General features: G+C 42.0%; 15 protein-coding genes. 3 read left to right on the plus strand and 12 right to left on the minus strand.

Annotated elements, in window-relative coordinates:
• Positions 1-478: 478 nt before the first annotated feature.
• Together tnpA and FKX85_RS19910 are read right to left on the minus strand one after the other, a co-directional pair.
• The gene (gene tnpA, locus FKX85_RS19905; protein WP_141616384.1) at positions 479-895 is read right to left on the minus strand and encodes an IS200/IS605 family transposase; all 417 of its coding nucleotides are present in this window, start codon (positions 893-895) and stop codon (positions 479-481) included.
• Positions 896-1582: 687 nt separating this feature from the next.
• A complete protein-coding gene (locus FKX85_RS19910) occupies positions 1583-2296 on the minus strand; it encodes a porin family protein (protein WP_141616385.1) in 714 nt (237 codons plus the stop codon).
• A 182-nt stretch (positions 2297-2478) separates the two neighbouring features.
• On the opposite strand from FKX85_RS19910, the gene FKX85_RS19915 reads away from it, so the two are divergent.
• A complete protein-coding gene (locus tag FKX85_RS19915) occupies positions 2479-3138 on the plus strand; it encodes a TetR/AcrR family transcriptional regulator (protein ID WP_141616386.1) in 660 nt (219 codons plus the stop codon).
• Positions 3139-3151: 13 nt separating this feature from the next.
• On the opposite strand, the gene FKX85_RS19920 is transcribed toward FKX85_RS19915, so the two are convergent.
• Entirely contained in the window at positions 3152-3622 is a 471-nt protein-coding gene (locus FKX85_RS19920) for a JAB domain-containing protein (RefSeq protein ID WP_141616387.1), read from the minus strand.
• A gap of 645 nt (positions 3623-4267) precedes the next feature.
• Between FKX85_RS19920 and FKX85_RS19925 the strand changes: the two genes are divergently transcribed.
• Both FKX85_RS19925 and FKX85_RS19930 read left to right on the plus strand, forming a co-directional pair.
• Entirely contained in the window at positions 4268-4603 is a 336-nt protein-coding gene (locus FKX85_RS19925; protein ID WP_141616388.1) for a hypothetical protein, read from the plus strand.
• Positions 4604-4609: 6 nt separating this feature from the next.
• Complete coding sequence (locus FKX85_RS19930) at positions 4610-5410, plus strand: hypothetical protein (protein ID WP_141616389.1); 801 nt, start codon at positions 4610-4612, stop codon at positions 5408-5410.
• 76 nt (positions 5411-5486) lie between these two features.
• Here the strand turns inward: FKX85_RS19930 and FKX85_RS19935 are convergent, their stop codons facing one another.
• From FKX85_RS19935 to traN, 9 genes are all read right to left on the minus strand, one after another.
• Positions 5487-6140, minus strand: coding sequence for a nucleotidyl transferase AbiEii/AbiGii toxin family protein (locus FKX85_RS19935; protein ID WP_141616390.1), 654 nt, complete (start codon positions 6138-6140; stop codon positions 5487-5489).
• The gene (locus FKX85_RS19940; protein WP_141616391.1) at positions 6140-6631 is read right to left on the minus strand and encodes a helix-turn-helix transcriptional regulator; all 492 of its coding nucleotides are present in this window, start codon (positions 6629-6631) and stop codon (positions 6140-6142) included. Before FKX85_RS19940 ends, FKX85_RS19935 begins: the two co-directional genes overlap by 1 nt.
• 175 nt (positions 6632-6806) lie before the next feature.
• The gene (locus FKX85_RS19945; protein WP_141616392.1) at positions 6807-7277 is read right to left on the minus strand and encodes a JAB domain-containing protein; all 471 of its coding nucleotides are present in this window, start codon (positions 7275-7277) and stop codon (positions 6807-6809) included.
• Positions 7278-7551: 274 nt separating this feature from the next.
• Entirely contained in the window at positions 7552-8526 is a 975-nt protein-coding gene (locus FKX85_RS19950) for a quinone oxidoreductase family protein (protein ID WP_141616393.1), read from the minus strand.
• 60 nt (positions 8527-8586) lie between these two features.
• The gene (locus FKX85_RS19955) at positions 8587-9465 is read right to left on the minus strand and encodes a helix-turn-helix domain-containing protein (protein ID WP_141616394.1); all 879 of its coding nucleotides are present in this window, start codon (positions 9463-9465) and stop codon (positions 8587-8589) included.
• A gap of 147 nt (positions 9466-9612) precedes the next feature.
• A complete protein-coding gene (locus tag FKX85_RS19960; protein ID WP_141616395.1) occupies positions 9613-10860 on the minus strand; it encodes a peroxiredoxin family protein in 1248 nt (415 codons plus the stop codon).
• Positions 10861-11163: 303 nt separating this feature from the next.
• Positions 11164-11592 carry a hypothetical protein gene (locus FKX85_RS19965; protein WP_141616396.1) on the minus strand — a complete coding sequence of 143 codons (429 nt, stop codon included), beginning with the start codon at positions 11590-11592 and terminating at the stop codon, positions 11164-11166.
• A 560-nt stretch (positions 11593-12152) separates the two neighbouring features.
• Positions 12153-12932 (minus strand): hypothetical protein, encoded by a 780-nt coding sequence (locus tag FKX85_RS19975; protein ID WP_141616398.1) that lies wholly within the window; start codon positions 12930-12932, stop codon positions 12153-12155.
• 3 nt (positions 12933-12935) lie between these two features.
• The gene (gene traN / locus FKX85_RS19980; protein ID WP_141616399.1) at positions 12936-13811 is read right to left on the minus strand and encodes a conjugative transposon protein TraN; all 876 of its coding nucleotides are present in this window, start codon (positions 13809-13811) and stop codon (positions 12936-12938) included.
• Between the last annotated feature and the right edge of the window lies 1 nt (position 13812).

A 13812-nucleotide genomic window follows, 5' to 3' on the forward strand; every position in this document is an offset into this window, starting at 1 on the left:
GCCACGGCCCACTCCGAATCTTTGAAACATTTCGACTGTAAACCAATGTAAATCAAGGTTTATGAGAGTAATTAGGTGACATTTTTTGCTAACCTTATCTTTCTTACTTATAATTAATATAACCAACTTTTAACCAAGTATTTAAAAGTTATTTGTAGAAATATATTTTGAACCCTTTAGATTCGATTTGATCGAAAAAAGGGCCCTCAAATGGTAAAATTATTTAAAACACTACAAATCGAAACATTATGAAGGTTAGGAACATCATCGGAATCCATTTCATCATTCGCAAGGAAAGAGTAAATCAGGATTGTTTCAGGTTTATTTAAGGAAATTCCTAAATGGCTCTAGAAGGGAAATATCATTAAAAGATCCCCATCCGAAGGAAGGGGATTTGTGATAACCCCTATAAGGGGATAAAACTACCCTTGCCCCCTGAGGAGGCAAGGGAGACGTTGTCCCCTCTGTTAAACTTTATTTACTTTTCAAACTTCTTTTCTTTCTTCTCCTGATACTCCACATACCGTCTGATCATTCCCGTGTCAAGGCCTATCGTGTCTACACAATATCCCTTGACCCAAAAGTGATTGCCCCAATAGGGGCGCTGCTTCAACTGCTTAAACCTGCCAAACACCCTTATCGCTGTCCGACCCTTCAGCATGCCTACTATTTCCGAAATCGACACTTTTGGAGGAGCCTCTATGATCATGTGAACATGATCTTCCTGAACATTAAGCACTTCTATCTTACAACGCTTTTGTTCACTGAACAGCTGAATACAATTTTCTAGTTCCTCCTTTATTGCTTTCAGCACTTTATACCTATATTTAGGCGTCCATACTAAATGATACTTACAATGCCAGATGGCAGGGGATAATTTATTGAATCGACTCATTTGGTTACTTTCTTTTGTTGTGGGGACAACATTTTGAAAGGTAACCAAGGGGCGGTTTTTAGGCAAACCCGTAAAACGATCTCTGACCACGTTCACAGAACGTGGAGTTCTAAGTGTATATTAAAATCCTCGAACAAATACCTTTTGATTGACGCTTTTTGTTTTTGTCCATTTCGAATATATTCTACTTCAGCCACCTCAGTGTTGCCATTTAGAATCATAAAGCTGTTCGCCCTTTTTTTGGCCAAATTGGATCCGGGGATGTAATTTTCCTTTTTGCTAAGTAACCGCACTATTAAACCCGTGTTGTGTGGTTACGATTTATCAGAAAAATAATAATGGCCTAAAATTAGTGGGAACCCTTTTTCAACATGTAATAACAAACCCCGCATTACAATAATGTGGGGTTTGTTATTTTGCATCATAAAGTTCATCTTTTGAAAGAATATTTCCAGAATTTGTAGGTTATTAATGTGGAAAGGCATTGTGTATAGCTACATCTCCCATAGTATAACCTTTTACTACAAGAAAACCGGAAAACGTTATTTTATCAAAGAGGAAATCATAAAATGGGTTATTTCCAAATCAGGTCAATCCAAGCTAAAATGAGTGAGATATCACCAAAATGGTCGGCTCAGGGACAGGAAGGGGAAATTTGAGACTGTCACCTCAACAATCCTTAATTACTTAGAATTTATAGCCAAAAGAAACACCGAGGCCTATATTTTTGAGTTCTTGACCGGTATCGTAGTCTCCATATTTATATTGGAGGTTAGCCATGCCAAAATCCCCATTAACCTGAACACTATACCGTTCCATGAATTCGTATCCCAGTAGGAAACCTAAACCATAGTCCCAAGGCTCACCATAGTTATAGGTTCCCATGTCTCCAACTGAACCATCTTTTGTGAAATTCACATCTCCTTGTCGCTGTGCAAGCATTATATCATCATAAAGCAAATCCGTTTCACTTTCCCAATTGCCCCCGAGTCCATAACCTATATAAGGCCCTGCTCCCACCAAAAGGCGCCCAGAGCTCCCTATCCTTGGTTTAAAAACGACATGTACAGGCATCACCAAATAAGATAAATTCACTTTGAACTCACTGTCTTCTCCAGTAACGGCAGACCATACACCTCTTCCTTTGAATCCTTTCCCTTGGTAAATTAAGGAAGGTTGTAAATAAATATCATTCCAAACCGGTACATCCAGGGTAAGACCAATTTGCATGCGAACAACAGGGTCAGTTTCATCTACACTGCCGTCAGCTTGTGTAAACTTCGAATTGGTCATATTCATTCCCGCACGTACTCCCCATTGCACTTGTGCATCACTTAAGGTGGGGAAAAACATGGTGAACACAAACAAAGAAAGGTAGGTAAAAAGCCATTTTCTCATCATAGTTAAAATTCTGTGTTGTCATCAAACAAGGATAAAATCCAGTGGTACCAGCTTAGAATAAAGCCGTTCTCCCTGTAAAAGTAGAGAACATAATCTTTCCAAGTGGTGACATAAATGAATTTGTTACCACTTAGTGATATAAATAGTATATTCATCGCTGACTAACAAAATGAGGAGGTAAAATGGCGAGAAAAATACCAGACGGAGAATTCCGAAACAAAGAACGTACGAAGTTAAAGCTAATAGATGCCGTGGGTGAGATCATCCGGACGCAAGGGTATACCAAACTGGGAGTAAACAATATTGCCAATACAGCTGGAGTCAGTAAAAAATTGATCTATCGGTATTTCGAAACTGCAGATAGGCTCATCGAAACCTATGTAAAAAGAAGAGACTATTGGATGGGTTTTGAAAATCGTTCAGAGGAAATGCTGGACCAACATAAGGCTGACCATGGCAGGCAACTGCTTGAAAATATGTTAAAAAACCTGTTCGAACACATGTCTGCAGTACCCGAAACCCAAAAGATAATCCTTTGGGAAATTAGCGAACATAGTAAGCTGATGCGAGAAATAAGTGAACGCCGGGAAGCCTTCGGAAGCGAAGTATTTAGTATAGCAGATGGGTATTTTAAAGATACCTCTGTCGATATTCGAGCAATTACCGGATTGCTGTTGGGAGGTATTTACTATCAGATCCTCCATTCAAATGCTACAGGAGGCAGCTTTTGCGAAATAGAGAATCAAATAGGGGAACGTAGGGGCCGATTGTTCAACAGCATCGCAAATATTCTAAAATGGTCATATAAAGAGGCTGAGGAACAAAAAAAAGCGAAACAGTAATAAAAAAAGGGCCCTAAAGCCCTCCCATATCAGCAAAGGAATAATAACCTTCCGCAGTGATGATGATATGGTCCATTACCGGTAAATCCAAAAGTTTGCCCGCCTTGACCAATTTTTCTGTAACCTTTACATCACGGTCACTGGGTTTTAAGGTCCCGCCCGGGTGGTTGTGGGCAACCAAAATGGACGATGCGGATGCCTTCATGGCCGCAGCAAATATCAGTTTCAGGTCTACTACTGTTCCGGATGTACCACCGGATGAGGCATTGACAATTCCCAATACCCTGTTTGCCCGGTTTAGAAGGATCACCTTGAACTCCTCAATGAATTCCAGTTTCGACTCGTCCCAGTTTGCCCTCAACACCTTGCTGGCACTTAGGGAAGAGACAATCTGTGGTTTTTCGGAGACTTTTGAATTAGGGCGATAGCTTAACGTGATTTCGGCTACTTGGCCGGGAACGGGATTTGTGTTGTTGGTATCCATAACATTTCATGTTTAAGGTTAGAAATTAATTATGGAATCCCTCCAGCTTGAGGGCAAACAAGGCCAAGTGGCAACGGAATAAAGGATGGGCATGATGCGCAGGGATGCGTTTATGCCGTAAGCTCATGGACGCCCTGTAGCCCGAAAGCTAACTTTGTGGAGTGATTAATGATTGTAATAAAAAGATTAACGGAATCTAGGTTAGCGGTTTACTTTATCAGCCGAAGTACCTTTCAAATAGGATACTTATGTTGTTATTCAAACAGTTGCTGTAGATATTCATTCAGTTCCTCCTCTTGCAGGTTGTACTGAATTATTTTTCCGTTGCTGTCGATCAAAAAATTGGAAGGAATTCGCCGGTATTAAAAAAAACAGAGAGGGCAAAGGCTTCGGTTACCCCATTTCCACTTTGCTTTAAGTGGTAAAAATCATGAAGCCGTTAGGGATAGGAACGGCATCCTCCAAAGGAGATACAGTGGATAGCCCGGACTGAAAGGGCTGGCCCGCGCATGCATTTATTCACATTCCGCCGATCCATTCGAAAAATCCAAGCTGTCTTTTCATGACTATTGATATGCATGCGTTTCAGGATTTGGGGTATTTTAGTATGTTGCCTACTCAAGCAAAACAAATAAAGGCTCATAGATGAAAGTAGCTTACCATTTTAGGTGTGGGGATATTGAAGGAAGATACGACGGTGTTTTCTATCACCTTGTTTTTAACTGCCTTCTCCGGTTAAACGAACCCTTAATTTCTTCCAAGGTACTTATTGGGGATTTGTTGCTCTTTGGTTTTCTTCAAAAGGAAGTTCATCCCCAAAATTTCTTGAACTACTTATTTCAGGTTCAGGGAGATATTTGGGGGAGGATCCTTGCCGGGAAAGCAAATTATTTTATTGAAGATACGGTGTTTGTCATCTGTTTTGAAACGATCCCCAAAGAATTCGCCCATAGGCTGCACGAAGCCCTGATTGAAGAATAGCGCTATTTGGGTGCTTTAGAGATCGACTATTCCCTGGAGCTGCACTGGTGGTTGTACGGTGAATGTATTGGTACCAGGTTCAGGTTACTGGACAAGGAAATCAATATCCTTATTGACAATAATGAGCCGGAAAGCCTGGACTATGTGAGCGATGTCAGCCAACGTTTGGAAAATATCCCCTTTGACAGTATCAATACCGAATATTCCAATTATCGCTACAGCATCTTTGACGATAAGCACCATTATGAAAATGCCAGAAGGGCTGCCGAATGGAAACAGGGAACCGACTCTCTTTTTTCAACGATTACCGATGAAATCATCGGCAAACTGACGGATACGGCGCCGGATTTGACCGATAAGCTCTGGTCGATCCATAAAACCTTTTCGAAAGCCGAAACAGGAGAGGATTATGCCCAGGCGATGACCTCCTGCCGTAGGGTTTTCGAATATGTTACCGATTGTTTGTTTCCAGCCACTGACGAAATCGTTGATGGGCATTCTTTAAAGAAAGACAAGTATAAGAACCGACTGCTGGAATTTGCCAAGCGGGAGTTTAAAAGCAAGGTAAATATAGACCTGATCGTAGCCAATATCTCTTCTCTATTTGATGAATGGGAGAAACTATATGCCTTATCCAATAAGGGGGTTCATGGCGATCCCCATCGGCAGGAGTGCCGGCGTTGTGTTTTACGGACTATATTGCTTTTGGATGACTTGATCTCGATTAAAAGAACCCCTTTTGAGGTAAACATAAAAGCTGATAAACTCATTGACCATTATAGAAGCAGGAACCCTGGTGATTCGTGAAATATTCCTGCGATATCCTAGCTGTAACCTGTCCCTTATGAATTGATTTAAGCTGCTTTTTGCCCTCCGGTTCCCCTCATTCATTTTCTTTAAAAGCTATGATCATTTCTGTAATGTCTTCTTTGATAAACGGCCAATATTTGCCCAAGAGACAGATTGGGTCAAAATCCTCATCTGCTACCGAGAAATCTGTGAAGTTATGGAGGATCAGCTCCCTTTCATGAGTGTAGGGGTAACGACTTTCGTGCAGTTCCAGCATTTGCTCTATGGAATAGCAGTTGAGCAATTCGTGCAAATCCCAAAAATCCTTTTTGCGTCCCCCTCTCTGGACAACGTCTAGTTTCATTGCGATAATTTCTTCAATGGTGGCCATTCGAATGGAATCCAATTCCAGTTCGGGCTGAATGAAAGGGTCGGTATAAAATATATCGAGTTTAAGGGTGTTATCAGGATCCTGCCCTACAATATAGGACTTGCCGAAGGCGGGGATTAATCCCGATAAATGATCGATAAAAGGAAAGTGGTTTTCAAGGTACGTATGCAGGTTGTCAAAATCTATGGCCCCGTATTCTACATCACTGAACAGGTCAATGTCAACGGATTCCCTGTGTCCGATCTGCAGGCTAAGTGCTGTGCCCCCAACCAACCGAAACCCGTCAAAAGGTTCAGCGGCCATCAGTTGTTTCAGGCTGTCCAGAAGCAGCTTGTTTACCGTGTTGTAATAGAGCATTATTTTTTAACAGTCGTGAGCCTGTAGGGAGCCGAATCCCGGCTATCCAAAACAGCCTGAATCCTATAGGTTCCATAAAACCGGGTGATTTCCTTTTTTTCCGCTTCATTGCCCCGTTCAAAAACCCTTTGAATAACCGCCTTACCGTTTTTTTTCCAATCTATTTTTTGGATATCTGTATCCCAGAAAAGCGACTTGCGCAGCATGGACAGGTTGGGGGTTTTTGAGGGTAATGTGCTTTTCTCTTTTTGGATATCAAAATACGTTTGGAGCACCGCCAGGGTACCTTCTTCCAGTCCCAGCTTGTCCTCGATTTTCAGAGCCAAGGCAGTGTTCAGGCTTCTCCTGCCTTTGGTGATGGCGTTGAGGGTCTGCGGATATTCATGAATGGACAGGGCAAAGGGACGTTTTTTTATAGCACGTCTTTTCAGTTCCCGTTCCAGTACAATACCCGGGTGTATGCCTTTGTATTTTTCAATGTAAGCATTCATACCACAAATATAAGCAAAATTGTTTATATTTATTATTCTATAAAAGGGTATATAGAATTGATTTTACAACCGAACCTTTTGGATTTTGAGTATATCCGATGTAAAGTAATATTTTAACCATTTTTATGAACATATATATGTAAATATTTATAGAATTATTAATAAAAAAAGAACCCTAAAGCCCTCCCATGTCAGCAAAGGAATAATAACCTTCGGCAGTGATGATGATATGGTCCATTACCGGTAAATCCAAAAGTTTGCCTGCTTTGACCAATTTTTCTGTAACCTTTACATCACGGTCACTGGGTTTTAAGGTCCCGCCCGGGTGGTTGTGGGCAACCAAAATGGACGATGCGGATGCCTTCATGGCCGCTGCAAATATCAGTTTCAGGTCTACTACTGTTCCGGATGTACCACCGGATGAGGCATTGACAATTCCCAATACCCTGTTTGCCCGGTTTAGAAGGATCACCTTGAACTCCTCAATGAATTCCAGTTTCGACTCGTCCCAGTTTGCCCTCAACACCTTGCTGGCACTTAGGGAAGAGACAATCTGTGGTTTTTCGGAGACTTTTGAATTAGGGCGATAGCTTAACGTGATTTCGGCTACTTGGCTGGGAACGAGACTTTTGTTGTTGGTATCCATAACATTTCATGTTTAAGGTTAGAAATTAATTATGGAAGCCGCCCAGCTTGAGGGCAACCAAGGCCATGTGGCAACGGAATAAATGAAGGCACTGTGGAAAGCCCTGTGTTTATGCCGGAATCTCATGGCCGCCCGGCAGCCTGAAAGCTAACTTTGTGGAGTGATTAATGATTAAATCAAAGCCCGTTTTTATAGGATAGTTTTCCCATGATAAACATTGGAAATTGTACTATTGCCAATTATTGGAATAGTATAACTCCTATTTTCTAAACTTCTACATGACCTTAATGACAATTTTTCCCTGTGTATGACCTGTTTCAATAGCTTCGTGGGCCTTGTGGATCTGATCAAACGGATACACCTCTGAGACAAGTGGGGCTAACTCGTTTTTTTGAATTAAACCGACCAACTTCTTTAAAATTTCCCGGTGTCTTCCCGATGATGCTGACATGCCCATATATTCATAACTGATGGTCCGGTTGTTCAATAAATTCTCATAACCGGTCAGGGCGTCATAATGAACCGGTAAGATGGTACATATATGGCCTGCCGGGCGAAGGCATCCGAGGGAACTGACAAAGGTATCGTTGCCCACCGTATCCAGGATCAGGTCAACTCCTTTTTGGCCGGTAATCTCCAGTACCTTTTTGGCTACATTTTCTTCCTTGTAGTTAATTACATGGTCGGCTTTCAAAACATCCCTGCAATATTGGAGCGACGCTGTACGGCTACTTGTGGTGATCACCCGACTTCCCGTCTTTTTGGCAAGCTGAATGGCAATATGGCCAACCCCTCCTGCTCCTGCCTGGATGAGTATGGTATGGCTTGGCTTCAATTTTAAGCGGTCAAAAAGTGCCTCGTAGGCAGTAATACCAACCAAGGGTATGGCTGCTCCTATTTTGGGATCCAGCTCATCCACTTTCAGGCACATATTGGATTTTATACAGACGTATTCGGCATTTGCCCCGGGCAAAAAAAGGCTTGGCGATGCGATGATGTTATCTCCGGGGGAAAGGCCGATCACCTGTTGGCCAACGGCAGTCACTTCTCCGAACACATCATATCCCAAAATAGCGGGGAAGGATCTTCCGGGATTTGGAATGGTCCTGATCCTACAGTCCGCCGGGTTTACGCTGGTATAATGGACCCTGACCAATACTTCATCTACTTTGGGGCTTGGCCTGTCCATTTCGATGATTTTAAATACCTCGGACGCTTTTCCCGTTCCCGTAATAACATTTGCTTTCATAACTATTGCTTTTGGGACAAATGTAGTTTTGACGGGACCTATCCTGTTATCAGATAGGTATTAGGATTTATCCAATCGGTACTTTCTGACTTCCAAGGGACGGAGTCCGAATTTTCTTTTAAAGGCATTTGAAAAACTACCCGGGCTCTGATATCCGCAACGAAGGGAAATATCCGCTATGGGCTCATTGGTTTCCAGAAGAAGAGCATGGGCTTTCCGCAAATGATGGTCTGATTGATATTCAAACAGGGTCTTTCCCGTTTCATTTTTAAAGAATTTCTTTAGCTTAAAGGTGTTGATCCCCACTTCTTTTGCCAGGGATGCGGTCGTCAGATAAGTATTGGAATTGTCCAGGATGTATTTCACTTGGTGGATTTTGTCCCTTTCCTGACCATCATAACCTGTCCAATATTTTGACCGGCCGAACAGGTCACAAAAGGAATGGAGTTGTTCGAGCATCATTTTCTCCATATGTAAACTGGACAATGGACTATTGCCCTGCTCATACCGGCTTATTCCGTTCAGCAATTCAAGATTTTGCGCAGAGAGTGGGAGATCAATGGCCTGCTCTTTAAAAAGTCCACTGTAGATTTGGTTCAGCTCTTCTACCAGGTTTTCTGAAAAATGCAAGTGGACCAGGTTGAACCTTTCACCTTTCCTAAGGTTTGAAAAGTATGCTTCCCGATTGGCCTTATAGAATAACGCCCTGCCACTTTTAAAGGAGTATAGATGCTTCTTCTGATGTGTCTCTGAATACCCACTGAGGCATAGGACAAGCTTGTAAAGTGGCTTTTCATAATCAACCCGAAGATGAAGTGCTTCTTTGGTATGAAACTGAAATGCATGTAGCGATGAACCTGACAAATTGTGGTAGTCCCGTTCTTTATAGAAATAATAGTCAGGTGATTTTTTACTGGTATTACTGTTGCTTATTCTCATATATCTCCGTAATCAGTCCAAAACAAATCCTATAAAGTCCTGTGAACCGCCATGTCCTACGATGGTGTGGGAAGCGCTCCATGGGCTAATGATGCACGATCTTCTACTCGATTTGCAGGAGAACTTTGCTAATGATGTGCTGATGTCCTATTCAAGTAATTGTTTTAGATATTTATTAAGTTCTTCCTCTTTCAGATTGTACTGAACTATTTTACCGCTTTTGTCGATCAAAAAATTGGAAGGAATACCTGAAACATGGTATAGTTTTACTGCTGAATTTTCAAATCTATTTAGCTCAGAAACATGGATCCACTCCAATCCATCCTTTTCTACGGCCTTTAACCATTTCTCTTTATCCACGTCAAGGGACACCGCCAGGATCTCAAATCCCTTGTCGTGATATTGTTCATAAGTTTTGACTAAGCCCGGATTAGTCGAACGACATGCACCGCACCAACTTGCCCAGAACTCTAATAACGTTACTTTTCCCTTAAATTCTGTAAGAGAAACCGGCTGATCCATTGGACCATTTTGTGTAAAGGCCGGTGCCTGCTTTCCCACCAAACTGACACCAAAAACCTGGGCATAAGCTGATCTTGCTGATGGCAAAGCTTTAAGACGCTCAGAGAGATTGGTATACAAATCAATAAATTGCTCCATTTCAAACTGGCCTGAATTACTCCCAACGCGACCAACCGTTCTTGAATTGTTCACCAACTCTATTAAAGAGGCCGGTTCATCAGGATGCTGTTTTACAAAATTGAATACCTGTTCCTGATACATTGCCGTAAATCGTGGGTATCTCTTCCTTAGTTTTTCACTATAAATCTTTATTACAGAGTCCTTTACCTGTTTATCAAGATCATCATGAAAGGGAAACTCGATCCCTGCATGCTCAAGAGACGGCTTCATTTCATCCAATACTTCTTCTTGTAAATTTTTCCCAATACTATTTTTTATTTCCTGTAGTTCGTTGAATTTCTTTTGATATGGAGATTCGTTGATTACCCGACTATTGTTCAACACACTATCTACAGTAATATAATATTTCCCTGGAACAGCCAACATCGCCATATAATCCGAATAGGGAATAGCTATATTGGGGTCTTCTTTTAAGGTTTGAGCGGACAGGAAGCTGAACATAATTTTCCTTGGTTCCTCTATCTGAAGGGTCATGGATAGTTCGTCGTTGTGTATCTCATATTTTTCATGAATGTAATCCCCGCTTACCTTGATTATTCCTCCCTGAGCATCTTTCATGTTTGAAAGATCAAAAATAAGTTCCATTTCGCCAGACAATGACATGGAATCCATACTCAATTGTTGTTGCCCCATGGACATATTTGCAATAAAGCATAGCGCCAAAAAAAATCCTGATATTGGTTTTCTTATCATTTTAATTATATTTCTTTGGTGTATCAAATACCGTATAATTACCTTGGACGACACCCTTCATAAAACTGTTTGATTGCCAATTAGCTGCACCGAGGTGATTTGAAAACCGTACCGTCACAACCAAATTGTGTTTCCTGCCACATGACTTTTTTAATTTCAAATAGCCAATAACAAAAAGGGAAATAGCATTCCCCATAATTATCACATTACTAGCATATTTGTGCTCAACATCACATTCAGATTTACCTGGTATTGGGCTGAGCTGTTCCAGTCGTTAGCTCCCTAAGTTTTTTCGAAGTAGTATTATTGTTTTTCCAGGTCATACTTGTATTGTCCAACACCATTATTGTTAGAAGATATTATTAGCTTTTTCCCATCAAATGTATAGTCATAAACACCGCTTAGTATTAAGCCCCAGTCAAAGTCAGCTGTCCAATAATTTTCATCATTAAATGTTATTTGATTATTGTCAGAAGAGAATGTCCCTGAACCACCAGCAGGAATTCTATTTGAGTTTCCAGAACAAGTAAATCTCCCATCCTTCAACTCTAATGTCGTCTGACCAGTTTGTGTCCCCGAGCTATAGGTAACGGTAAATGTCCCTTTATATATTCCGTCTTTGACATCTATACCATCCACTTGGCAGCCCCATAGAAGGGCCGCTATGGAAATAATTGTGAATATTAAAATCCTTGATGGCATAATTCTATTTTTCCAGAAAGCAATGTCCATTTAAAGCAACTATTCATTACACTATATAGCCATTAATCCTAAACCGAAACGAGAGTTCCCCCTCCTAATTACTTTGAAAGTTTCGTTTTTGGCATTAAGAACTGGATATTTCAGTATTTCTTTTTTATCGGGGCAAGTAGCATATAAAAAATCCAAGCAAACCAAGAAACGAAAACTACTGCCAATATCCATGCTAATTTTTCACTTCCCGTTGTCTTACTAGAGCTGATAATTATTAGAAGCGGTAACAACCAAATAAATGCTATCACAACTAATGATAGGAGAATGCTTAAATCCGAACCTTCCATGTGTCAATTTTTATTAGGATATATTATTTTAAATATTGAGCGAATTCCTGCCAAATTAAAGACTAGGGGATGCGACATTTGCGACGCGGTAACTGTGTGTTTGCATAGGATAGTAGTATTATTCCGTAAAAAACGGCTATCGCCAAATCAAATATAGTAATTTTTACCAAATTCAAGAACCAGGGCCACAGAAACAAAAAGCACCTTCAATTCAGTTGAAGGTGCTTATCATTTAAAAAAACTACGAAATTCCTACATCCTTGCCCCTTTTCCCTTCTTGGGTTCCTTAGGGGTGTTCTTCACCTTTGGGGCCTGTTGCTTTTCTTCCTGCTGGTCCTGCTTTACCTCCTTTCCCTGATCCTTGCCCAATTTGAGGTCATTGGTCTTGACCATCTTCATTTCGACATCATAGACATTGACCGATTTGAACTTGGGATTGGCCGAAACGTACATGATCTCTTCTTTGCCGCCCTTTTCCATGGTCACCGGATAGACATTGCCTTTTTCGAAGGCCTTGAGCATCCATTCGGTCTTGGTGGGATCCTGTAGTTCTTTGATGGGCAGTTTGGAAAGTGCTTCCTTGCTGTCAAAGCCATAATTCTCATGATAGGACTCGATCTTGAAATTGTTGTTCTTGTCCTTTTCTGCAAAGTCCAGCTGCATCCAGGCCTGGTAGGGCTCGTTGTCCGCATTGAGCATGCCCTTTTTCACTGCCCTGCCTTCAAGAAGGTTAAAGGCCTCCTTGGCCGTTACCGATTGGTTGTTGTAGAAGGTGTGCTGCTTGGGGGAAATTTCGGGATTGGGATTTTGCAGGCTCGCATCGTACTTGTTTAGGAAATACCGCTCTGAGGTATTGGACTTTCTGAAGTGCAGGGAAAAGTCCATTTTCTTGCCTTCTATTTCCATGCTGTGCGGCAATTGGAAAGCCTGGTTGCCTGCCTTGATCTGCTTTTCCAGTGCTGCGTTCAGGTCGGTATCAAAACCGGTGAACTTTAATTTTTCCTTGAGGTACTCTAAATTTTCCTGGTCCATGGTTTATTCGGTTTCAGGTTGAACATCGGTCAGGTTTCGTGTTTTCAGGATATCCCTGCCCCTGACCTTTAGGCGAAGGTTCCTGTCTCCGTTTTTCTCTTTGAGCTGTATGACCAACTGCTTGTTGTCCGAAAGGGTAAATTGTGGAAAGGCCGCCACCAGGACATTACTCCGATGGCCTGCAATGCCTTTTCCGTCCTGCCACTTAAGCAAAACCGGATCAAGGAACTCCTCGCGGACTGAGCCATATTTCGCCTGCTTTTTATCGGTAATGGAAAACACCAGATCTTCCGGCTCAAACGCCAACCTGGAGCGGTTGTCCACGCGGAGCCTAAAGAAGAGCAATCCATCCTTTTGGTAAATCCCCTCCAGTTTGAGCTTCATCCGGTAATCCCGGACCTTCCTGAGAAGGAACACTTCTTCTTCCATCACTGCATTCCCTGCTCTTTCCAGCTTATCTGCTCCCAAGCCAAGGTCCCTTAACCGCATATTTTCCCAGAAAAATAGTTCCTGACGGGCAATGTTGATGGAAGAGCGGGCAAGCGATTCATCATAGCTGACCTTGAAATGGTACAGTCGGGCATCGGCGGTGACCACATGGAGGTTGGTGGTGGCAAAAGAGCGTTTCCCGGCCTTCAGCCACAACAGGTTGGGCGCTTTATCTTCCATTTTGGCCATGATCTGTCCATGTCCACGGTCCACGCTCACCACCTTGGCCGGGAATACCAGCGCGGTGGTATGGTCCCAGCCAATACTTACCGGATAGGCCGGAAGAATGGCCTCTTTCAAAACGGGAGTGATATTCAGTTGATCCTGTGCCTTTACCAAACCTGTATGCAGCCATAGCGTAAAGGCGATTGTTCCAATTAATCTTTTCATG

Source organism: Echinicola soli (assembly GCF_006575665.1).
Lineage (GTDB): Bacteria > Bacteroidota > Bacteroidia > Cytophagales > Cyclobacteriaceae > Echinicola > Echinicola soli.

Excerpts from the sequence above, each read along its gene's own strand:
- FKX85_RS19915 (WP_141616386.1), top strand. The coding sequence starts at position 2,479 with ATGGCGAGAAAAATACCAGACGGAGAATTCCGAAACAAAGAACGTACG.
- FKX85_RS19945 (WP_141616392.1), bottom strand. The coding sequence starts at position 7,277 with ATGGATACCAACAACAAAAGTCTCGTTCCCAGCCAAGTAGCCGAAATC.
- FKX85_RS19920 (WP_141616387.1), bottom strand. The coding sequence starts at position 3,622 with ATGGATACCAACAACACAAATCCCGTTCCCGGCCAAGTAGCCGAAATC.
- FKX85_RS19950 (WP_141616393.1), bottom strand. The coding sequence starts at position 8,526 with ATGAAAGCAAATGTTATTACGGGAACGGGAAAAGCGTCCGAGGTATTT.
- traN (WP_141616399.1), bottom strand. The coding sequence starts at position 13,811 with ATGAAAAGATTAATTGGAACAATCGCCTTTACGCTATGGCTGCATACA.
- FKX85_RS19955 (WP_141616394.1), bottom strand. The coding sequence starts at position 9,465 with ATGAGAATAAGCAACAGTAATACCAGTAAAAAATCACCTGACTATTAT.
- FKX85_RS19960 (WP_141616395.1), bottom strand. The coding sequence starts at position 10,860 with ATGATAAGAAAACCAATATCAGGATTTTTTTTGGCGCTATGCTTTATT.
- FKX85_RS19935 (WP_141616390.1), bottom strand. The coding sequence starts at position 6,140 with ATGCTCTATTACAACACGGTAAACAAGCTGCTTCTGGACAGCCTGAAA.
- FKX85_RS19940 (WP_141616391.1), bottom strand. The coding sequence starts at position 6,631 with ATGAATGCTTACATTGAAAAATACAAAGGCATACACCCGGGTATTGTA.
- FKX85_RS19925 (WP_141616388.1), top strand. The coding sequence starts at position 4,268 with ATGAAAGTAGCTTACCATTTTAGGTGTGGGGATATTGAAGGAAGATAC.
- FKX85_RS19965 (WP_141616396.1), bottom strand. The coding sequence starts at position 11,592 with ATGGACATTGCTTTCTGGAAAAATAGAATTATGCCATCAAGGATTTTA.
- tnpA (WP_141616384.1), bottom strand. The coding sequence starts at position 895 with ATGAGTCGATTCAATAAATTATCCCCTGCCATCTGGCATTGTAAGTAT.
- FKX85_RS19910 (WP_141616385.1), bottom strand. The coding sequence starts at position 2,296 with ATGATGAGAAAATGGCTTTTTACCTACCTTTCTTTGTTTGTGTTCACC.
- FKX85_RS19975 (WP_141616398.1), bottom strand. The coding sequence starts at position 12,932 with ATGGACCAGGAAAATTTAGAGTACCTCAAGGAAAAATTAAAGTTCACC.